Source organism: Flavobacterium sp. LC2016-12 (assembly GCF_015351595.1).
Taxonomy (GTDB): Bacteria; Bacteroidota; Bacteroidia; order Flavobacteriales; family Flavobacteriaceae; genus Flavobacterium.
Map to the genome: position 1 here is coordinate 356,353 of NZ_JADKPT010000004.1, position 17,892 is coordinate 374,244.

A 17,892-nucleotide genomic window follows, 5' to 3' on the forward strand; every position below is an offset into this window, starting at 1 on the left:
GTATATTCTACTATAAGTCACTTCTAAAACCTTTAATCTCCCCCTAAAACCTCTTCATTTTCATTAGCGAATTTATTAACTTTTGTATGAGTAAAAGAATTGAAATCTATTTTTTTGACGTTTTACAAGCAGAATTATGGATTACAAAAATTAAATTCACAATAATCGTTATTTGACATTAATACTGTTTTATTTTTGAAAATTCACTAACGCAATTTCAGTAAAAATCAGAAAATTTTTAGGGTAAACAACAAAATAAAACCAACAAACAACCAAAAAACAGCCATAAAACGATAATAAAAAAATAAAACCCCTTAAAAAACATAGGGTATGTGTATTTAATATTAAAAACATGATTTATTTTAAAAATTTACAAAACCCTAACAAAACCATTCTCTTAAAAACAAAAATTCCTACAAAAATAAACACCAAAAAACATCCTGAGAAGCTTAAAACACTCAGCATAATTTTTAAATCAAAAGCAAAAAGTTTTACAATTAAAAACAAAAAAGCCTGCTCAAACTGAACAGGCTTTTTTTGAAATATAAGTAACCACTTCTACTCTTGCGAATTATACTTTCTTAAAAATTCACGAACTTGTATTCCGGATTCTTGTAAATCTTCCTCTCTCCATTTCCCATCTGACTTTGCAGATTTTTTAAGAATAGAACATGTTTCCTCTTTATCAGAAACTGACCATGTTATCCAACTCAGCTTTCGATCTTCCATCCAATCGATATATTTCTTCCAGGCTTTCATGTTTAATGGTCCATCTCCAGATGCTTCCATTCCTGCAGACTCAGAAATAAATATTGGCAGACCTTTTTTTAAGGCTTCATCTGTTCTGTCGCGTAAATCTTTACCATGCGTTGCGGCGTAAAAATGCATCGTATACATTATATTACTGTATCCCTTTATAGGATCAGCAGCAGGAAGATTAACATCCTGATCCCAATGCGGAGAACCAACCAAAATAATATTATTCGGATCATTTTCTCTAATTACCTTGATTACTTCTTCGGCGTAAGCCTTAACTTCTGGCCAACTTTCATCATCAGGCTCGTTGAAAACCTCATATATTATATTAGGATACCTGGCATACTTTTTAGAAATTTCTGCAAAAAAGGCTTTTGCTTCTTTTAGATTTATATTATGACTGTGCCAGTCGATAATAACATATACATCCGATTTGATCGCGCCATCTACAACAGCTTCAATTCTCTTTTTTGAAAATTCCGGCTCCTTTATATAGGACATTTTCCCCAATTCTATTCCCATTGCCGCGCGAACCACATTACAACTAAAATCTTTCTTCAACCAATTTACTGCTTTCTCATTATAAAATCTCGGCCACATACTGTGCCAGCCAAAACTCATTCCACGCAATACAATTGGATTATCATTTTGATCTGTTAGCTGAGTTCCTTCCACACGAAGTTGCCCATGATGTTTTACAAATTGCGCTTTTGAAGCACAAAATACAAACACCATTATAAGTGTAAAAAAATTAGCTTTTGATTTCATTTTAAATCAATTTACTGGAATTAATCTTAATGTAATTACATCGTGAGAGGCAATATCTGCCTGAAAATTCTTTTTAGTATTTCCTGCCTCCTTATTCTTCCACAGATCTTTTAATTTAAAAAACATTTTATTAAAATCGGCGTCATATCCGAAATCAACATCTTTAACTGCATTCTTTTTCCAATCGAAATTGATTTTTTTAGAAACGTCACTTCTATTTAAAAATGTCACAGCCCAATTTCCATCTGATAAAGGTTTTACCCAAACTTCCAATCCATCTTCAGCAGAAAATTTAAATCCCTGAATCCCCAATTTATCCTGATTCACTGCAATTAATTCTTCATTAGTTAAAATAGCAAGCGTTTCTTTAGACATTTTTCTGAAATCATTTCCGGCAATCAATGGTGAAGCCATCATACACCACATAGCAAAATGAGATTTATCTTCTGTATTTGTCATTCCGTCACCCACTTCCATCATATCAAAATCATTCCAATGATCCGGACCTGAATATTTTCGGATGTCTTTTCTCATCTCAACAATTTTCATAAATCCCCACGAAGACCAATTTCCTTCTACATGTTTGTATTCACAATCAAAACAAGGATAAATATCTCCTGAAATTCTCCAAAGATTACCAACTGGCTTCCCCCATTCCCATGGCTGGTTGTCTCCCCACTCACAAAGACTAAAAACAATTGGTTTACCCGCTGTTTTAAGAGCATTGCTCATTGTTGCATAAGCTTCTTTAGCTGTAATTCCTTGTGTGTTACACCAATCATATTTTAAGAAATCTATACCTAGTTTAGCATAAAAACGAGCATCCTGATATTCGTAACCGCGTGTTCCTGGATAACCGGCACAAGTTTGCGTTCCTGCACAATTATATAGTCCAAATTTTAAACCTTTGCTATGCACATAATCAATGACAGCTTTCATTCCGCTTGGAAACTTAACCGGATCCGGAACCAAATCTCCGTTTTCATCACGTTGTTTGGTCATCCAGCCATCATCCAACACTATATAATTATATCCTGCTGCTGCCATTCCGGACGAAACCATAATATCGGCTGTTTCTTTTACTAACTTCTCGTCGATATTAGTTTCAAAAGTGTTCCAGGAATTCCAGCCCATTGGGGGCGTCATGGCCAAACCTTCAAATTTTCCGGCTTGCTGATTATGAGTATTTCCTTGACTAAAACAGATCCCGGATATACTTAAAACAAGTAATAAAGCAATTTTTTTCATTCTTTTTCAAATTAAATATTCAAAAAAATGTTCCCTAATTTTTCAATAAGGGAACATTTTCAAACTGACTCAAAACAAATAATATTTTATAAAAATCCTATATCGTCATAATAGATAGTATTTCCTGGCGTAAGTGATATTCCAGAATACTCTTTAATAAACACATTATTAAAAGTAGCCCCTACCTGATCCAGCTTCAAATCTGACATCGGAATTGAAATATTATTCCATTGTCCGGCAACTAACTGAACGGTCGTTCCAAAAGCATCATTCTCATTTCCTTTAGGATGAATACTTACTAATATTTTTGTACTTTCTGTAGCATACACAGATATTTTAACGAATTGATAATCACTTGTGTTCAAAGTTTCTTTAAAACCTATATAAAATCCCGACCAAGGCCCAGTAATTTTCTTAATAGAATGTGTACCTCTACTTACCTGCTCGGTATTTAGCATATCAAAACTACCACCCCAATCCCATTGGTAACTAATTTTAGATGTATCATCAGCATACAAAAGGTATGTAATGCCTATACTACTCGGAGCAGACACTCCAAATTCAGTCTCGACCACAATTGATGCGTAAGAACCAAAATCAGCTGGAACAGTTGCTTGAATTTCTGTTTTAGATACTACTGTAAACGCAGCCTCTGTAGCTCCAAATTTCACACTTTCAACCTTAACAAAATTCTGACCTTTAATAGTAATAACATCTCCCGGCGAAGCTAATACTTGCGAAAGAGTTGAAATTACCGGAGCCGGAGGAGTTAATTCAATTACATTACTTAAAACATTTATAAAACCATTTGTCCCATAATAATCTAAGCCCGGTGCTGCTTTATCAGATCCGTTTACCTTTAAAACATTATTGGTTACATTTATACTCAATAAATACAAATCAGGATTTACCGCATTTGCCATTGTAGAATACTCGCCAGTTGTTAAATAATCAGCTTCGACACCTTCAAGTGCGGCTACTCGTTTTTTAACACCTTTAATAACATGACTCAAAACAAGTTGTTTTAAATCTTCTACCGGAACCAAATTAATATCTGGATATCCCAAATCATTTACATAACCATTTGCAACTAAATAAGCAGCAAAAGTTTCGTCATTAGGAACAAAATAAGTATAATCATCCGGCGTGTCTAATGTTGACTGCAATCCTGTTAATTCTATTGCTTTTACAAAAGTAGATAAATTACTATTTGCCTGAAGCAATCCGTATGCCGTGTTATAATTTTGCTGCGCTCCTCCAATATCTTTAATATCATTATCACAAGAAGAAACTGCAACAATCAAAAAGACACATATAGCAATATGTTTTACTTTATTATATATATTTTTCATATTTCTCTTTTAGTTTTTAATTATGGATCCTTATAAACAAAGTCAACTTGACCATTAATATTTATTTTTTTGAATCCTTCACAATTATTTTAATACCAATCCAATATCATCAAGTAAAATGGTATTCCCACCAAAACCACCAAATTCCTGCCATCCTATTTTACTTAATACATCCGGATTACCAACGTCACTAAAAGGAATTTCTATATAAGTCCATGAATCAGATTTAAATTCTACCACCTTGAAATTACTATCTGCATTTCCATTAATGAAAAACTTTACTTTTCCAGCTTTTGCACCCTTAACAGAAAACCTTACAGCTTTAAATTTATATGTATCTGTAAAATTCCAGGAAGCAAGAGCAATAAGATAACCATCCCACTCACCTGATTTCCATTCAATACATTTAGATCCCTGGCTAAAGTCTTTAGTATAAGCCAAATCGAAAACATTAGTTCCATCCCATTTTTCATCCCAACCCCAGATATTAGTAGGAGCATCATCATAAAGCGCACTACCAAATGCTTGATTAGCAACAGTTGTTCCTGAAACGTTCGTTATCGATAGGTATTTATATTTAAAATCATCCGGAACTTTAACTTTTATTTCAGTCAACGATGATTCAATAGGTTCCACTTTCGTAGTTCCAAAATTTACTACAGGACGTAAAAAATATTCTCCTTTGATCGTGATTATATCTCCAGCATTAGGATTGATTGGAAATCCCTGAATATTAGGACTTGGAGGCCTGATGGCCACTTTATATTTCAAAGTACCTATATTAGTAACTATTTTCATTTCATCCATTTCATTATAATAGGGCGTTTTTTCGTCCACTAAAACAACGATAGCATTATCTGTTACGAATGTTGGATTAAAATAGGATTCTAATCCATTAAACGAAATTGATTTTAATGTACTAAAACCTGATCCTCTAATGATATAATAATTTCCAGCGTTAATAATATATGTAGGAACATCAACTTCTCTATCCCCGTCAACCAAAGGATCATCAACAACAGATTTAGTTATTCCTGTTACTTCAATCTTTCCGGCAGAGGAATCTCCTGAATCATTTGAACAGGAAGTAGTGAACAGTAAAATTGAAATTGAAGCCAAAAAATACAACTTCAATAACATTCTATTTTTTATATTTTTCATAGTTATATACTTTTAAAAAATTATTTGAAATCGTAAGGAACTGGTGCCTCTTTCAATTTTGGATTTTTTCTAACTTCGATATCTGGTTTTGGATAGGTAAAGTCAGCTGCTGTCGGAGTATAATGTGTTACACCTTGAGAATCAAAACCTCTATCTTGTTGAGAGATTATACTAATTGCTTCCTGACGTGGCAGTCTGCCTAAATCAAACCAAAATTCTCCTTCAAAAGCAAACTCAACTCTACGCTCATGAAACAAAACTGCTCTTGTTAAAGGCACATTAGTTCCTAAAAGAGCAAGACCTGATCTTCGTCTCACTTTATTATACGATTCTTTCGCCGCAGGATTTGCAGTTTCATCGGCTCCAGCCATAATAGCCTCAGCATGAATTAATAAAAGATCTGCATAACGCATAATATAATTGCAATTATTCATGCCTCCCCATTGATCAGCAGGTCCTGTTTCACTAGTAGCCTGTCCTACAACATATTTCTTAACCGCCGCACCTGTATTAGCTAAAACATCACCATATTTATCCTTATCCATTACAAAACCTACCTCTCCTTTAGCTTTTAAATTAGGGTAAGAATCACCGTAAATCATAAAAGATTCTTTTCTTCTTAAATCTCCAATTTCAAAAGCATCCTGAACATCATTACTTGGTACGTAGGTCGCACCATAGGAAGCGTTATCATTCAAAATATCCAAACCATATTGAATATTTGAAAAATTTCCCCCGCCATAAGTATTGATAGCACCAGACCATTGCCAGGAATAAATAGACTCTTCGTTATTATTTTTACTTGTCAAAAACAAATCTGCAAAATTTGGCACCAAACCAAACTCACCAGAATTAATAACTTTTTCAGCCATTAATTTAGAATCTGCGTATTTTTTCTCATACAAATAAATTTTAGCCAGAAATGCTTCGGCAGAACCTTGTGTTACAAAAATATTTTCACCACCCGGAGTTCTGGATCTAATTTTTGATTTTAGATTTGCCGCTGCATATTTCAAATCGTTTTCAATAAATGTATAAACATCCTCAATTCTATTTGTATTAACCAGCGGATCTTTTGCCAAAGCTAAATTATCTTCAATAATAGGCACCGTTCCATATAAACGCACCAAATAGAAATAAGCGATAGCTCTAAAAAAATGTGCTTCTGCAACAGTATTTTTAATTACAGCCGCACTCACATTTGCAGTAGCATCTTTTTCAATATTATTAATTAAATTATTGGACTGTGCAACTATAGCAAAACAGGCTCTCCATGGATCTAATAAAATTGGGCTATCAGAAGTTAATTTAAATTGAATTAGCTCTGGTCCATCTGCATATGCTAAACAATTCCCTGATGACAACTCTGCCAATGCATAAAAGTTTTTAGTGTAATAAGGAGCCCACATTGCGCCATACATACCATAAGTTGTTCTCGCTACCTGCTCATCACTATTATAAAATTGGTCACTGCTATAACTATCTTCAGATGGGCGATCCAGGAAATCTTCGCTGCAGGAAGTAGTTACCAAACCTAGTGTTAAGAATAAAACTAAGGTCTTTATATTGATATATTTTTTCATAAGAGTAGTAATTAAAATTCTAAATTCATTCCAAAAGTAAAACTGCGATTGGTCGGGTAACGCCCTGAATCAATTCCAACTAATAATGGATCTTGATTGTACGCTCCTATCTCTGGATCATAACCAGTATATTTTGTAAATGTGTAAAGATTTTGAATACCGAAATAAAATCTTAATTTACTAATACTCGCTTTTGAAATCACATCCGAAGGCATGTTATAACCTAAAGTTACTTGTTGAATTCTCAGATATGACCCATCTTCTACATAACGATCAGAGATTGCTATATTTGGATGTCCGTCTCCACCATCAGGTCTTGGATATTTTGCATCAACATTTTCCGGTGTCCAAAAATCGGCAGCTTCTGCTAATTGATTTTCATACAAACGTTGGTTTTTAGTACCGGCACGTCTGGTTAAGTTCATAACTTTATTACCATAAGATCCTTGTAAAAAGACCCCTAAATCAACGTTTTTGTATTTAAAAGTGTTATTGAAGCCATAAGTAAATTTCGGCTGAGGATTACCAATGTAAGTTAAATCCTTGTCATCAATTAAACCGTCTTTATTTTGGTCTACATACTCAACATCTCCCAATTGACTTTTCACCGCTTTATTTCCTGTGTAAGGAATAGGTGCATTTGCCAATTGTTCATTGGTTCTGATAATGCCAACTGCCTGGTATCCGTAAAATTGACCAACTGGCTGACCAACCACTGTTTTGGTTACTGCTTTATTCGTATAATCATTAAGCATTACATCTTTTGTTAAATCAAAATTATCCTGTAAGCTTAACAATTCATTCCTATTTGTAGAAAATATTACTTTTGAATTCCAGGTAAAATCTTTCCCAAACTTATCATTATAATCTAAAGTCATCTCAAAACCTTCGTTTCTTAAGCTTCCTAAATTTACATTTGGCGCTCCTAAACCTCCTTGGTAAGTATCTGTTCCTGTAACATAATAAGGCAATGGTAAAACAAATAAAAATCCTTCTGACTCTTTTCTATATACATCAAATGTAGCCTGAAGTTTTGACTTAAAAAGCGTAAAATCCAAACCAAAGTTTGTTTGCTTAGAAGTCTCCCATGTTAATCCAGGATTTGCAATATTATTAACGGTAAAGAAATTACCTAATGCTGATTTTATTGCACGAACTGTACTCATGTAACCTGCGCCGCCAACATTTTGGTTACCAGTCTCACCATAACCAGCCCTAAATTTGATATTATCAACATATTCTTCGGTTCCTTCCATGAATTTTTCATTTGAAAGTTTCCAATAACCTGAAAATGAAGGAAAGTAACCCCATTTTTCGCCTGGACCAAAATTAGAACTTCCATCCGCTCTCATTGTTGCCTGCAAACCATATCGATTGTCATAATCGTAATTAAAAGACCCAAAGAAAGAGTACAATCCAGAGCTCCCTTTGTATTCTGAAGCTGTAAGTGTGTCAGGATCTCCCAAGCTAATAGAGTGAATATCATTACTTACCAAGCCAGAAACTGATTGCGAATTTCCTGTCCAATGACTATCATTAGCCTCTTGACCAGCTAAGACATTAAAATGATGTGCGCCTGTATCAATCTTATAAGTTAAAACATTTTTAATATTAAGACCATACCAATTGTTCGATCTCTCTACTAACTGATTTGTTTCTTTAACGGCAGCACCCCAAACATAAGTAGGCTGAAAGCCTTCAAAATTATCAATATTTGTAGATCCTCCAAAATCAAATCGATAATCAAGTCCTTTTGCTATTCTAAAATTAGCATAAAAATTTCCTATGAAGTTCTTTTTAATCAACTTATTAGTATTCATCAAAGCTGAAGCCACAGGGTTAATCCAAACCCCAATTGACCCATCTGCCGGCGGACCTGCATAATTTCCATTAGTATCTTTTACTGCAACATCAGGAGTAGATAAAATAGAAGTACTAATAATACCATTGCTCGCACCATTAATTGTAATATCCTCATTTGTTATACCTGCGCCAATAGAAACGCCAACAGTCAGCCAATCTTTTATTTTGCTATCTACGTTTGTTTTAAAATTATATCTTCTAAAACCAGAACCAATAACAATACCTTCCTGATCTACATAACCTCCTGAAATATAATACGTAGTACCTTCTTTTGCCCCTGAAAATGAAACCTGATGATTACTCATCACCGCCGTTTTATAAATCTCATCCTGCCAATTTGTTCCTTTACCAAGAACTGAAGGAACAGCAAATTCATCTCTTGGCGCTACACCGTAAACAGCAGCTAAAGCATTTTGTTGCGTCGCGTATTGACTCAAAGTCATGGTATCCAACAAACTAGTTACATTTTGAATAGAAAAATAGGAATCATAAGTGATTTTCCCCGTACCTTTCTTACCTCTTTTTGTAGTAATAATTACAACTCCATTCGACGCTCTTGAGCCATAAATTGCAGTCGCTGAAGCATCTTTCAAAATATCCATTGTTTCAATATCATTAGGATTCAAAAATGCAATAGGACTCGAAGTTACGTTTCCTGTGTTTGCACCCAAATAACCACTAACAATTGAACCTCCTGTATTTGTATTGGCAGCATCTCCTGAAATCGGAATCCCGTCTACAATATATAATGGTTCGTTAGTTCCGGATATAGAAGTCGTTCCACGTATTTTTACTGACACACTACCTCCTGGTTGACCAGAGTTATTGGTAACTGACACCCCTGCAGCACGTCCTTGCAATAACTGATCTACTGATACTTGAGGAGAATCTGCAATATCCTTGGCTCCAACCGTAGAAATAGCTCCGGTTAAATCTTTTTTCTTGACACTTCGATATCCGACATTTACTAATACTTCACGTAAATCTTCGGCACTAAGTTTTAAGATTACATTGATGGTCCCTCCGTTTTTTACATTAATTGTCTGCGTATTGTAGCCAATAAATGAAACAGAGATTGTAGAATTTGCGGGTGCTTCAATAGAATATTTTCCATCAAAATCTGTTGAAGCCGTCTTTTTTGTTCCCGTAACTAATATGTTAGCTCCAGGAATAGCTAAGCCCTTATCATCAGATATTGTTCCCGAAACCTTTACCTGAGCAGTAATAAAATTACTCGTCAGTAACAAGAATAAAATCAAAGGAACTGCTCTGTGGCCAGCATTCCAATGAATAAAGTTAGTCATTAGTTTTTTCATAATAAATGTTTGGTTAGTTTAAATTTGTTAGTTCATAATGAAGTAATAAAAAAGGGTGTGATTTATTATCTAAATTATTTAACAAATCTATAACAGAACCAAACATTAAATCGATAGTATTATATCATTTGATGATAATATTTTTACTATATCATCTTAAAAAAACATATATGAAAATAAAAACTATGAAAAAATGCATTTTTCGCAACAATCATCCCTTAATCCAGTACGAATTATAAACAAAAATTAACGAATCATTAAAAAAGCAAACGATTTCGTTAAAAATAATATTTGTTTGTGCTAAAAAAGTATCACTATAAAATACGCTTTAACCCAGAAAAATCTTCTCTATATTGACTAGGTGTACAATTTTTAGTAGCTTTAAAACTACGATTGAAGTTTGCAATATTATTAAAACCTGATTTAAAAGCAACTTCAGAAACACTCATGTCTTTCTCAACCAGCCAACGTGCCGCATATCCAATTCGGATATCATTTATATAATTGACAAAAGTTTTTCCCGTACGTTTTTTTATAAATCTATTAAAGGAAATTATCGACATACTGGCAACACCGGCAACATCTTCTAAGGTAATTTTTTCAGCAAAATGTTTTTGCACATATTCATAAACCAATTTCATTTTATCATAATCATCAAACGTGTCATAATCTACAGTATAAGTAGAAAGCAAACGCTGATTTCTCGAATTAGCCAAATCATATAATAAGGAAGTAATTTCCAAAAAATAATCCATACCATCTAATTTAGAAAGCCTTACAAGTCTTGGAGTTAATTCTTCAGCTACTTTTTTTGAAAACAAGATACCGTGAATTGAACGATTAAACATATCTCGAATTGGATTCATAATTCGTCTTGAAAGCAAAGATTCATGAAATAAATCGTTATGAAACTGAATGGTAATTTCGTGAATCTTTTTACTTGTACATTTATTTAATTCCCAACCGTGATATAAATTTGGCCCAATTAAAACCAACTCAACACTGTCAATTTCTTCTATATTATCCCCAACAACCCGCTTTACTCCTTTTCCATTTAAAATAAAATTGATCTCAAATTCCGGATGATAATGTACCGGAAAATCAAAACTATCTTTAACCCTGTCGAAAACTAAAAAACTATCTCCAGCCGAAAGTGGAGCAATTTCCCTGTAAAAATTTTTAGCACTACTCATCTTTAAAATCTTATTTATGAAGTTTTTTATCCTTTTTGTTTTGCAATAATATGATATATAATTGATAAAATAATATTAATTACACGATAAACATCGGATTATCTTTGAAAAATAGAATTATCATTTTTCTAAAAAGTATATCAATAATAAACATTAATCATTTTTAATATAATAACTTTTTAAAGTTTTAATAATTTTAGTGGAAAAACAATATTGATTTAAAGATTGAAAAATTGACCGTTTTATAATACATTTATCAATTGTTACTTATACACTTATCACACTGAAAAACAACTGATTTCGAATGAAAAAAAACATACTGATACTAATAACAACAGTACTTATAGGAACTTCATGTTCTTCTAAGGCCATTATTAATAATACTAATTTGTCACTTTCAGATAAGAAAGCAACACCTGAAACTGTTTCGCTTTATAAAAAACTAAATCAATTAACTCAAAAAGGGTATCTTTTTGGACATCAGGATGACTTAGCTTATGGTGTAAACTGGAAATACGAAAACGACAGAAGTGATATAAAAGATGTGGTTGGAGATTATCCTGCAGTCTATGGTTGGGACTTAGCCGGACTGGAAAAAGACAGCCCTAACAATATCGATGGAATTCCATTTACAAAAATGAAACAATATATAGAAGAAAGTCATGCAAGAGGCGGAATTACAACTATAAGCTGGCACTTTGATAATCCAGCAACCGGAAAAAGCGCCTGGGACAATACTCCAAATGCTGCAAAAACCGTTTTACCTGGCGGCGAAAATCATCAAAAATTTACCATTTGGCTAGACAAAGCAGCCAACTATCTTTTATCCTTAAAAGATAAAAAAGGAAAAAACATTCCCATTCTTTTCAGACCTTATCATGAACTTACCGGAGGCTGGTTTTGGTGGGGAAAAGGAAATTGTACTCCGGAAGAATTTAAATCTTTATGGAAATTCACCATTGAATATCTTCAGAAAAAAGGTGTTCACAATTTAATTTATATTTACAATACAAGCAGTTTCAATTCAAAAGAAGATTTCTTAGCCCATTATCCAGGTGATAATTATGCGGATGTTTTGAGTTTCGATTCCTATCAGAATAATGATGACAAAGAAGGAGCTAAATTTATTAGTGAAGTTCAGAATCAACTTAAAATCATAAATGAAATTGGTGCTGATAAACATAAATTAATCGCGATTGCAGAAGCAGGTTACGAAGCAGTTCCAGATCCAAAATGGTGGACCGGAACTTTATCAAAAGCCATTGGCGATTACAAAATCTCTTATGTTTTGTTGTGGCGAAACCACGGCTGGCAGGAAAAAGAACAAAAAATGCATTATTACGCTCCATACACAGGGCAAATAAGCGAAAAGGATTTTGTTGATTTTTATAAGCTCGACAAAACTTTATTTGAAAAAGACATTCAGAAAGCATTAAAAAAATAACCCCAACTTAAATTACAACCTCTAAAAAGAACCCAATGCACGACAAAATTAGTTTAAAAGAAAAAGTAGGTTATGGTCTTGGAGATGCTGCATCATCCATGTTCTGGAAAATTTTCAGTATGTACCTGCTCTTTTTCTATACCGATGTTTTCGGATTGGCACCTGCCGTCGTAGGAACCATGTTTTTAATCACCAGAATCTGGGATTCCTGCTTTGATCCAATTGTTGGAATCATCGCCGACAGAACCAAAAGCAAATGGGGAAAATTCAGGCCTTATTTATTATGGGTTGCCATACCGTTTGCCGTAATCGGTGTTTTAACTTTTTACACACCTGATTTTGATGCAAAGGGAAAAATAATTTATGCCTACGTTACCTACTCTTTAATGATGATGATTTACTCGTTAATCAACGTACCGTATGCGTCACTTTTAGGCGTAATGTCGTCTGACAGAAAAGAAAGAAACACGTTGTCTTCTTACCGAATGGTTTTTGCATTTGGAGGAAGTTTACTGGCACTTTGGTTAATTGAACCGCTTGTAAATTATTTCGGCGGAAACCTAAATTCTAAGTCTGGCTGGCTGGCTACAATTGCCGTTTTTGGAGTAATTACAACCGCTTTTTTCTGGGCTTGTTTTTTATTCACAAAAGAAAGAGTAAAACCAATTTCTGATGAACAATCGAACTTAAAAGAAGATTTAAAAGACTTGTGGAAAAATAAACCGTGGTGGATTTTGCTGGGAGCCGGAATTGGTGCCTTAGTTTTCAATTCTATTAGGGATGGTGCTGCCGTTTATTATTTTAAATACTATGTAAGCAGCAGTATCAACTTTGATTTCACGCTTTTTGGAACAGACTTTCACATGACACCCACTTCTATTTATTTAGTTCTGGGTCAGGCTGCCAATATCATCGGAGTAATTATTGCCACACCAATTGCCAATAAAATCGGAAAAAAGAAAACCTTTTTTGGTGCTATGGCTTTAGCAGCCATTTTGAGTTTAGTATTTTATTTCTTCGGAAAAGAAGATATTTTCTTAATCTTAAGTTTTCAGGTTTTAATCAGCATTTGTGCAGGTTGTATTTTCCCTTTAATCTGGTCGATGTATGCTGACAGCGCTGATTATTCAGAATGGAAACAGGGAAGAAGAGCAACAGGATTAGTTTTTTCCGCTTCCTCAATGTCACAAAAATTTGGATGGACCATTGGAGGTGCCGGAGCCGGATGGCTTTTAGGTTATTATGGTTTTCAGGCCAATGTTGAACAAACTGCTGTGGCCCAAAACGGAATACAATTAATGTTAAGCATACTACCTGCCATCGCAGCATTTATATCAGTCGCTTTTATTTTGTTTTATCCTTTATCTGAAGAAAAACTACAAACCATAGAACAAGATTTAAACGAAAAAAGAGACCATACCAATTAATTATAAAGACATCAGAAATAGATTACTATGACAACAATAGCCACTTCCACTACATTTCAGGATAGAAAAGTAGCATTAGAGAAAGAACATAAAACACTGACGGAGCAAAAAAATACTCCAGAAGAAAATGCTGGAAACGGTATATACCAACGCTATAAAAACCCGGTAGTTACAGCGGCTCATGTACCACTGAACTGGCGTTTTGACTTAAACGAAAAAACAAATCCGTTTTTACAGGAACGAATCGGGATGAATGCTGCTTTTAATGCTGGAGCCATGAAATGGAAGGGCAAATATCTGCTAGCAGTTCGTGTTGAAGGAATTGACAGAAAATCTTTTTTCGCTATTGCGGAAAGTCCAAACGGAGTCGATAATTTCAAGTTTTGGGAGAAACCTTGCGTTATTCCGCAAACAGATGAACCGGATACGAACGTTTACGATATGCGTTTGATCAATCATGAAGACGGCTGGGTTTACGGTATTTTTTGTACCGAAAGAAAAGACCCAAAAGCACCAAAAGGTGACACTAGTTCGGCTGTAGCCAATGCCGGAATTGTACGTTCAAAAGATTTAGTGAACTGGGAAAGGCTTCCTGATTTAATTTCGAATACAGGTCAACAGCGAAATGTAGTTTTGCATCCGGAATTCGTAAATGGAAAATATGCTTTGTACACACGTCCACAAGATGGTTTTATTGATGTTGGCGCTGGTGGCGGAATTGGTTTAGGATATGTGGATGACATGACGAATCCTGTTGTAAAAGAGGAAAAAATCATTTTTGGAAAACAATATCATACCATTTATGAATTGAAAAATGGTCTTGGCCCCGCTCCTATCAAAACAGATAAAGGCTGGTTGCATTTGGCGCATGGCGTTCGTAATACTGCTGCAGGATTACGTTACACGCTTTATATGTTTATGACTGATTTGAATGATATTACAAAAGTAACACACGTTCCGGCGGGTCATTTTATGGGTCCTGAAGGTATTGAAAGAGTTGGCGATGTATCGAATGTTTTATTCTCTAACGGATGGATTGAAGATGCTGACGGAACTGTTTATGTATATTATGCATCGTCAGATACTAGAATGCACGTTGCCGTTTCATCTGTAGCAAAACTGGTTGATTATGTAACCAATACACCAGCTGACACTTTTATTTCAGCAGGTTCTGTGAAAACAATTATCAATCAGATTGAGAAAAATAACGCAATATAATTAGACGTGTCAACAAAACTAAAGGAACTTAAATCTGAATTAACTGCCGAACTTGATTCCATTTTAAAATATTGGTCAGAACATACTCTTGACAATCAAAATGGAGGTTTTATTGGTCAGATTGATTTTAACGATAATTTGATTGCTAATGCAGAAAAAGGTTCTGTCTTAAACGCCCGAATTTTATGGTCCTTTTCTGCCAGTTATCAGGTTACTAAAAATGAAGAACATAAAAAAATAGCTACAAGAGCATTTGAATTTCTTTCAAAACATTTTTACGATGCCGAATTTGGAGGTTTATTTTGGAGTATTAATGCTGACAAAACACCAAAAGACACTAAAAATCAGATTTATGCCTTAGCTTTTGCGATTTACGGTCTATCAGAATATTATGTTATTTCTAAAGAGGAAAAGGCATTAGAGATAGCCATCAATTTATATTTACAAATAGAAAGACACAGCTACGATTCAGTAAACGGAGGCTACTTAGAAGCTTTTACACGGGAATGGAAACCCATTGCCGATTTGCGTCTGAGTGAGAAAGATGCGAACGAAAAGAAAACCATGAATACGCATTTGCATATTGTGGAAGCGTATGCCAATTTATTTAAGGTTTGGAAAGACAAAAAGCTACAAAACTCCATTACTGAATTATTAGAGACGATAGAAAAACATTTCATTAATACAGAAACAGGGCATTTACGTTTATTTTTTAACGAAGACTGGATTGAAAAACCAGACATGATCTCCTACGGACACGATATTGAAGCAGCCTGGCTTTTATTACAATGTGCCGAAATTTCAGAAGATGAAAATCTAATTGCGAATTATAAAAAACACGCAATTCAGATGGCCGAAGTTACAAAGGAAGGCTTGGATACTGATGGAGGGCTATGGTATGAATTAGATCCAAAAAATAATGAACTGATTGCCGAAAAACATTGGTGGGTTCAGGCTGAGGCTTTAATTGGTTTTTATAATGCTTATCAATTAACGGGCAATGAAAGGTTTTTAGACATTGTATTGAAAAACTGGGATTTTACAAAAAAATACATTTTAGATAAGCAAAACGGAGAATGGTTTTGGGGACTTTATCGCGATTATTCATTGATAGAAAAAGACAAAGCAGGTTTCTGGAAATGTCCTTATCACAATAGTCGCGCTTGTCTGGAACTTATTCAGAGAATAAAAGACTAAAACATTTATTTCAATTTAAGCTTTTTTAAAACAACTCAAAATGAAAAAAAATCTTCTAAATATTCTTTTTATAAGCTTATCGATTTTGACAATTTCAGGATGTTCTTCTAATGAGGAATCAGATCCGGAAGTTGTCGTTGATCCACCCGTTATTGTTGATACTGATCCGTTGACCACTTCAAATGCAGCAACCTATTTAGTTGACGCAAATGCAACAAAAGAAACCGTGGCTTTGTTTTATAATTTAAAAAAACTAGCCAAAACCAAATTTGCAATTGGTCAGCAGGCAGCTTTTAATAGTTTTTACCAGGATGCAGGCGGTGATTCTGATATCAAAAAGAATACCGGTTATGATCCCGCTGTTTTAGGTTCAGACTTTATGTTTATTGCTGATAAAGGAAACAACAACCAAGTAGGTAACTGGTTTTATGGGGAGGAAGTAAAAATTGTAGCCGATGTGAAACTTGCTTACACCAAAGGCATGATCAATACTTTTTGCTGGCATTTAAGAGAACCTAATAAAGAAGAATCGTTTTATGCTGCCGATCTGACATCGGAACAAAAAGCTACTGCCTTTAAAAGTATTTTACCAGGCGGAGCGAATCACGAATGGTACAAGAAAAAACTGGACAAAATTGCTAGTGTAGTTTCTAATTTAAAAGGAACAAATGGCGAACTGATTCCGATAATCTTCAGGCCTTTTCATGAATTTGACGGAAGCTGGTTTTGGTGGGGCGCGAATTTTTCAACTCCCGATGAATACAAAAAAGCCTATCAGTTTACGGTTGATTATTTGAAGAATACCAAAGGCGTCCATAACATTTTATATGCTTTTTCTCCTGATAATTCATACACCACTCAAGCAGATTATTTAAGCCGTTATCCCGGTGATAATTATGTCGATGTTATTGGAATGGACAATTATGGTGATTTTGATAATCAGGGTTCAACCGGAGCTAGCAGAGCGAATTCTAAATTAAAAATAATAGCTGATTTGGCTAAAACGAAAGTGAAAATTGCCGCTTTGACTGAAACCGGTTATCAGGTTACTAGTACAAAACCACCGGTTACAGATTGGTTTTCAACCTATTTATACAGTGCTTTGATATCGAATAGTATTGAAGTGAGCTATGTTATGTTTTGGAATAATACTAAAGATGCTTATTGGGTACCAAATGGCACGGTTTCAAATGCAAGTGATTTTAAAACTTTTAGTTCTAAAACAAAATCGGCATTGGTGAATTCTTTGCCTAAGATGTATGAGTTGCCGAAGTAATATATTCGCTCTGTATGTCATTCCGAGGAACGAGGAATCCCCACAAGTAATTCCGCCCAGTGAATCGCCAATCTTTGTAGAGTTACTTGT

Annotated in this window: 12 protein-coding genes; 5 read left to right on the top strand and 7 right to left on the bottom strand. The window is 34.3% G+C overall.

Going from position 1 to position 17,892, the window contains the following annotated elements:
* Positions 1-558: 558 nt before the first annotated feature.
* The 7 genes from IRZ99_RS09655 to IRZ99_RS09685 all read right to left on the bottom strand — a co-directional run bounded on the left by IRZ99_RS09655 (position 559) and on the right by IRZ99_RS09685 (position 11,240).
* Complete coding sequence (locus IRZ99_RS09655) at positions 559-1,524, bottom strand: glycoside hydrolase family 5 protein (protein WP_194657076.1); 966 nt, start codon at positions 1,522-1,524, stop codon at positions 559-561.
* A 6-nt stretch (positions 1,525-1,530) separates the two neighbouring features.
* Positions 1,531-2,772: a glycoside hydrolase family 27 protein gene (locus IRZ99_RS09660; RefSeq protein WP_194657077.1), complete on the bottom strand. Its 1,242-nt coding sequence runs from the start codon at positions 2,770-2,772 to the stop codon at positions 1,531-1,533.
* A gap of 86 nt (positions 2,773-2,858) precedes the next feature.
* On the bottom strand, positions 2,859-4,124 hold the full coding sequence (locus IRZ99_RS09665) for a fasciclin domain-containing protein (protein ID WP_194657078.1): 1,266 nt from the start codon (positions 4,122-4,124) through the stop codon (positions 2,859-2,861).
* An 84-nt stretch (positions 4,125-4,208) separates the two neighbouring features.
* A complete protein-coding gene (locus tag IRZ99_RS09670; protein WP_194657079.1) occupies positions 4,209-5,285 on the bottom strand; it encodes an IPT/TIG domain-containing protein in 1,077 nt (358 codons plus the stop codon).
* A gap of 20 nt (positions 5,286-5,305) precedes the next feature.
* Positions 5,306-6,868 carry a RagB/SusD family nutrient uptake outer membrane protein gene (locus tag IRZ99_RS09675; protein WP_194657080.1) on the bottom strand — a complete coding sequence of 521 codons (1,563 nt, stop codon included), beginning with the start codon at positions 6,866-6,868 and terminating at the stop codon, positions 5,306-5,308.
* A gap of 11 nt (positions 6,869-6,879) precedes the next feature.
* Positions 6,880-10,047 (bottom strand): TonB-dependent receptor, encoded by a 3,168-nt coding sequence (locus tag IRZ99_RS09680; protein ID WP_194657081.1) that lies wholly within the window; start codon positions 10,045-10,047, stop codon positions 6,880-6,882.
* A gap of 314 nt (positions 10,048-10,361) precedes the next feature.
* Positions 10,362-11,240 carry an AraC family transcriptional regulator gene (locus IRZ99_RS09685; RefSeq protein ID WP_194657082.1) on the bottom strand — a complete coding sequence of 293 codons (879 nt, stop codon included), beginning with the start codon at positions 11,238-11,240 and terminating at the stop codon, positions 10,362-10,364.
* Positions 11,241-11,544: 304 nt separating this feature from the next.
* Here IRZ99_RS09685 and IRZ99_RS09690 point away from each other — a divergent pair, with 304 nt between their 5' ends.
* The 5 genes from IRZ99_RS09690 to IRZ99_RS09710 are packed head-to-tail and all read left to right on the top strand — an operon-like array spanning position 11,545 to position 17,802.
* On the top strand, positions 11,545-12,684 hold the full coding sequence (locus IRZ99_RS09690) for a glycoside hydrolase family 26 protein (protein WP_194657083.1): 1,140 nt from the start codon (positions 11,545-11,547) through the stop codon (positions 12,682-12,684).
* Positions 12,685-12,719: 35 nt separating this feature from the next.
* Positions 12,720-14,111, top strand: a complete 1,392-nt coding sequence (locus IRZ99_RS09695; RefSeq protein ID WP_194657084.1) for an MFS transporter — start codon at positions 12,720-12,722, stop codon at positions 14,109-14,111.
* 27 nt (positions 14,112-14,138) lie between these two features.
* Positions 14,139-15,329 carry a glycosidase gene (locus IRZ99_RS09700; protein ID WP_194657085.1) on the top strand — a complete coding sequence of 397 codons (1,191 nt, stop codon included), beginning with the start codon at positions 14,139-14,141 and terminating at the stop codon, positions 15,327-15,329.
* A gap of 6 nt (positions 15,330-15,335) precedes the next feature.
* A complete protein-coding gene (locus IRZ99_RS09705; RefSeq protein WP_194657086.1) occupies positions 15,336-16,526 on the top strand; it encodes an AGE family epimerase/isomerase in 1,191 nt (396 codons plus the stop codon).
* A gap of 40 nt (positions 16,527-16,566) precedes the next feature.
* Positions 16,567-17,802 carry a glycoside hydrolase family 26 protein gene (locus IRZ99_RS09710; protein WP_194657087.1) on the top strand — a complete coding sequence of 412 codons (1,236 nt, stop codon included), beginning with the start codon at positions 16,567-16,569 and terminating at the stop codon, positions 17,800-17,802.
* Positions 17,803-17,892 lie beyond the last annotated feature (90 nt).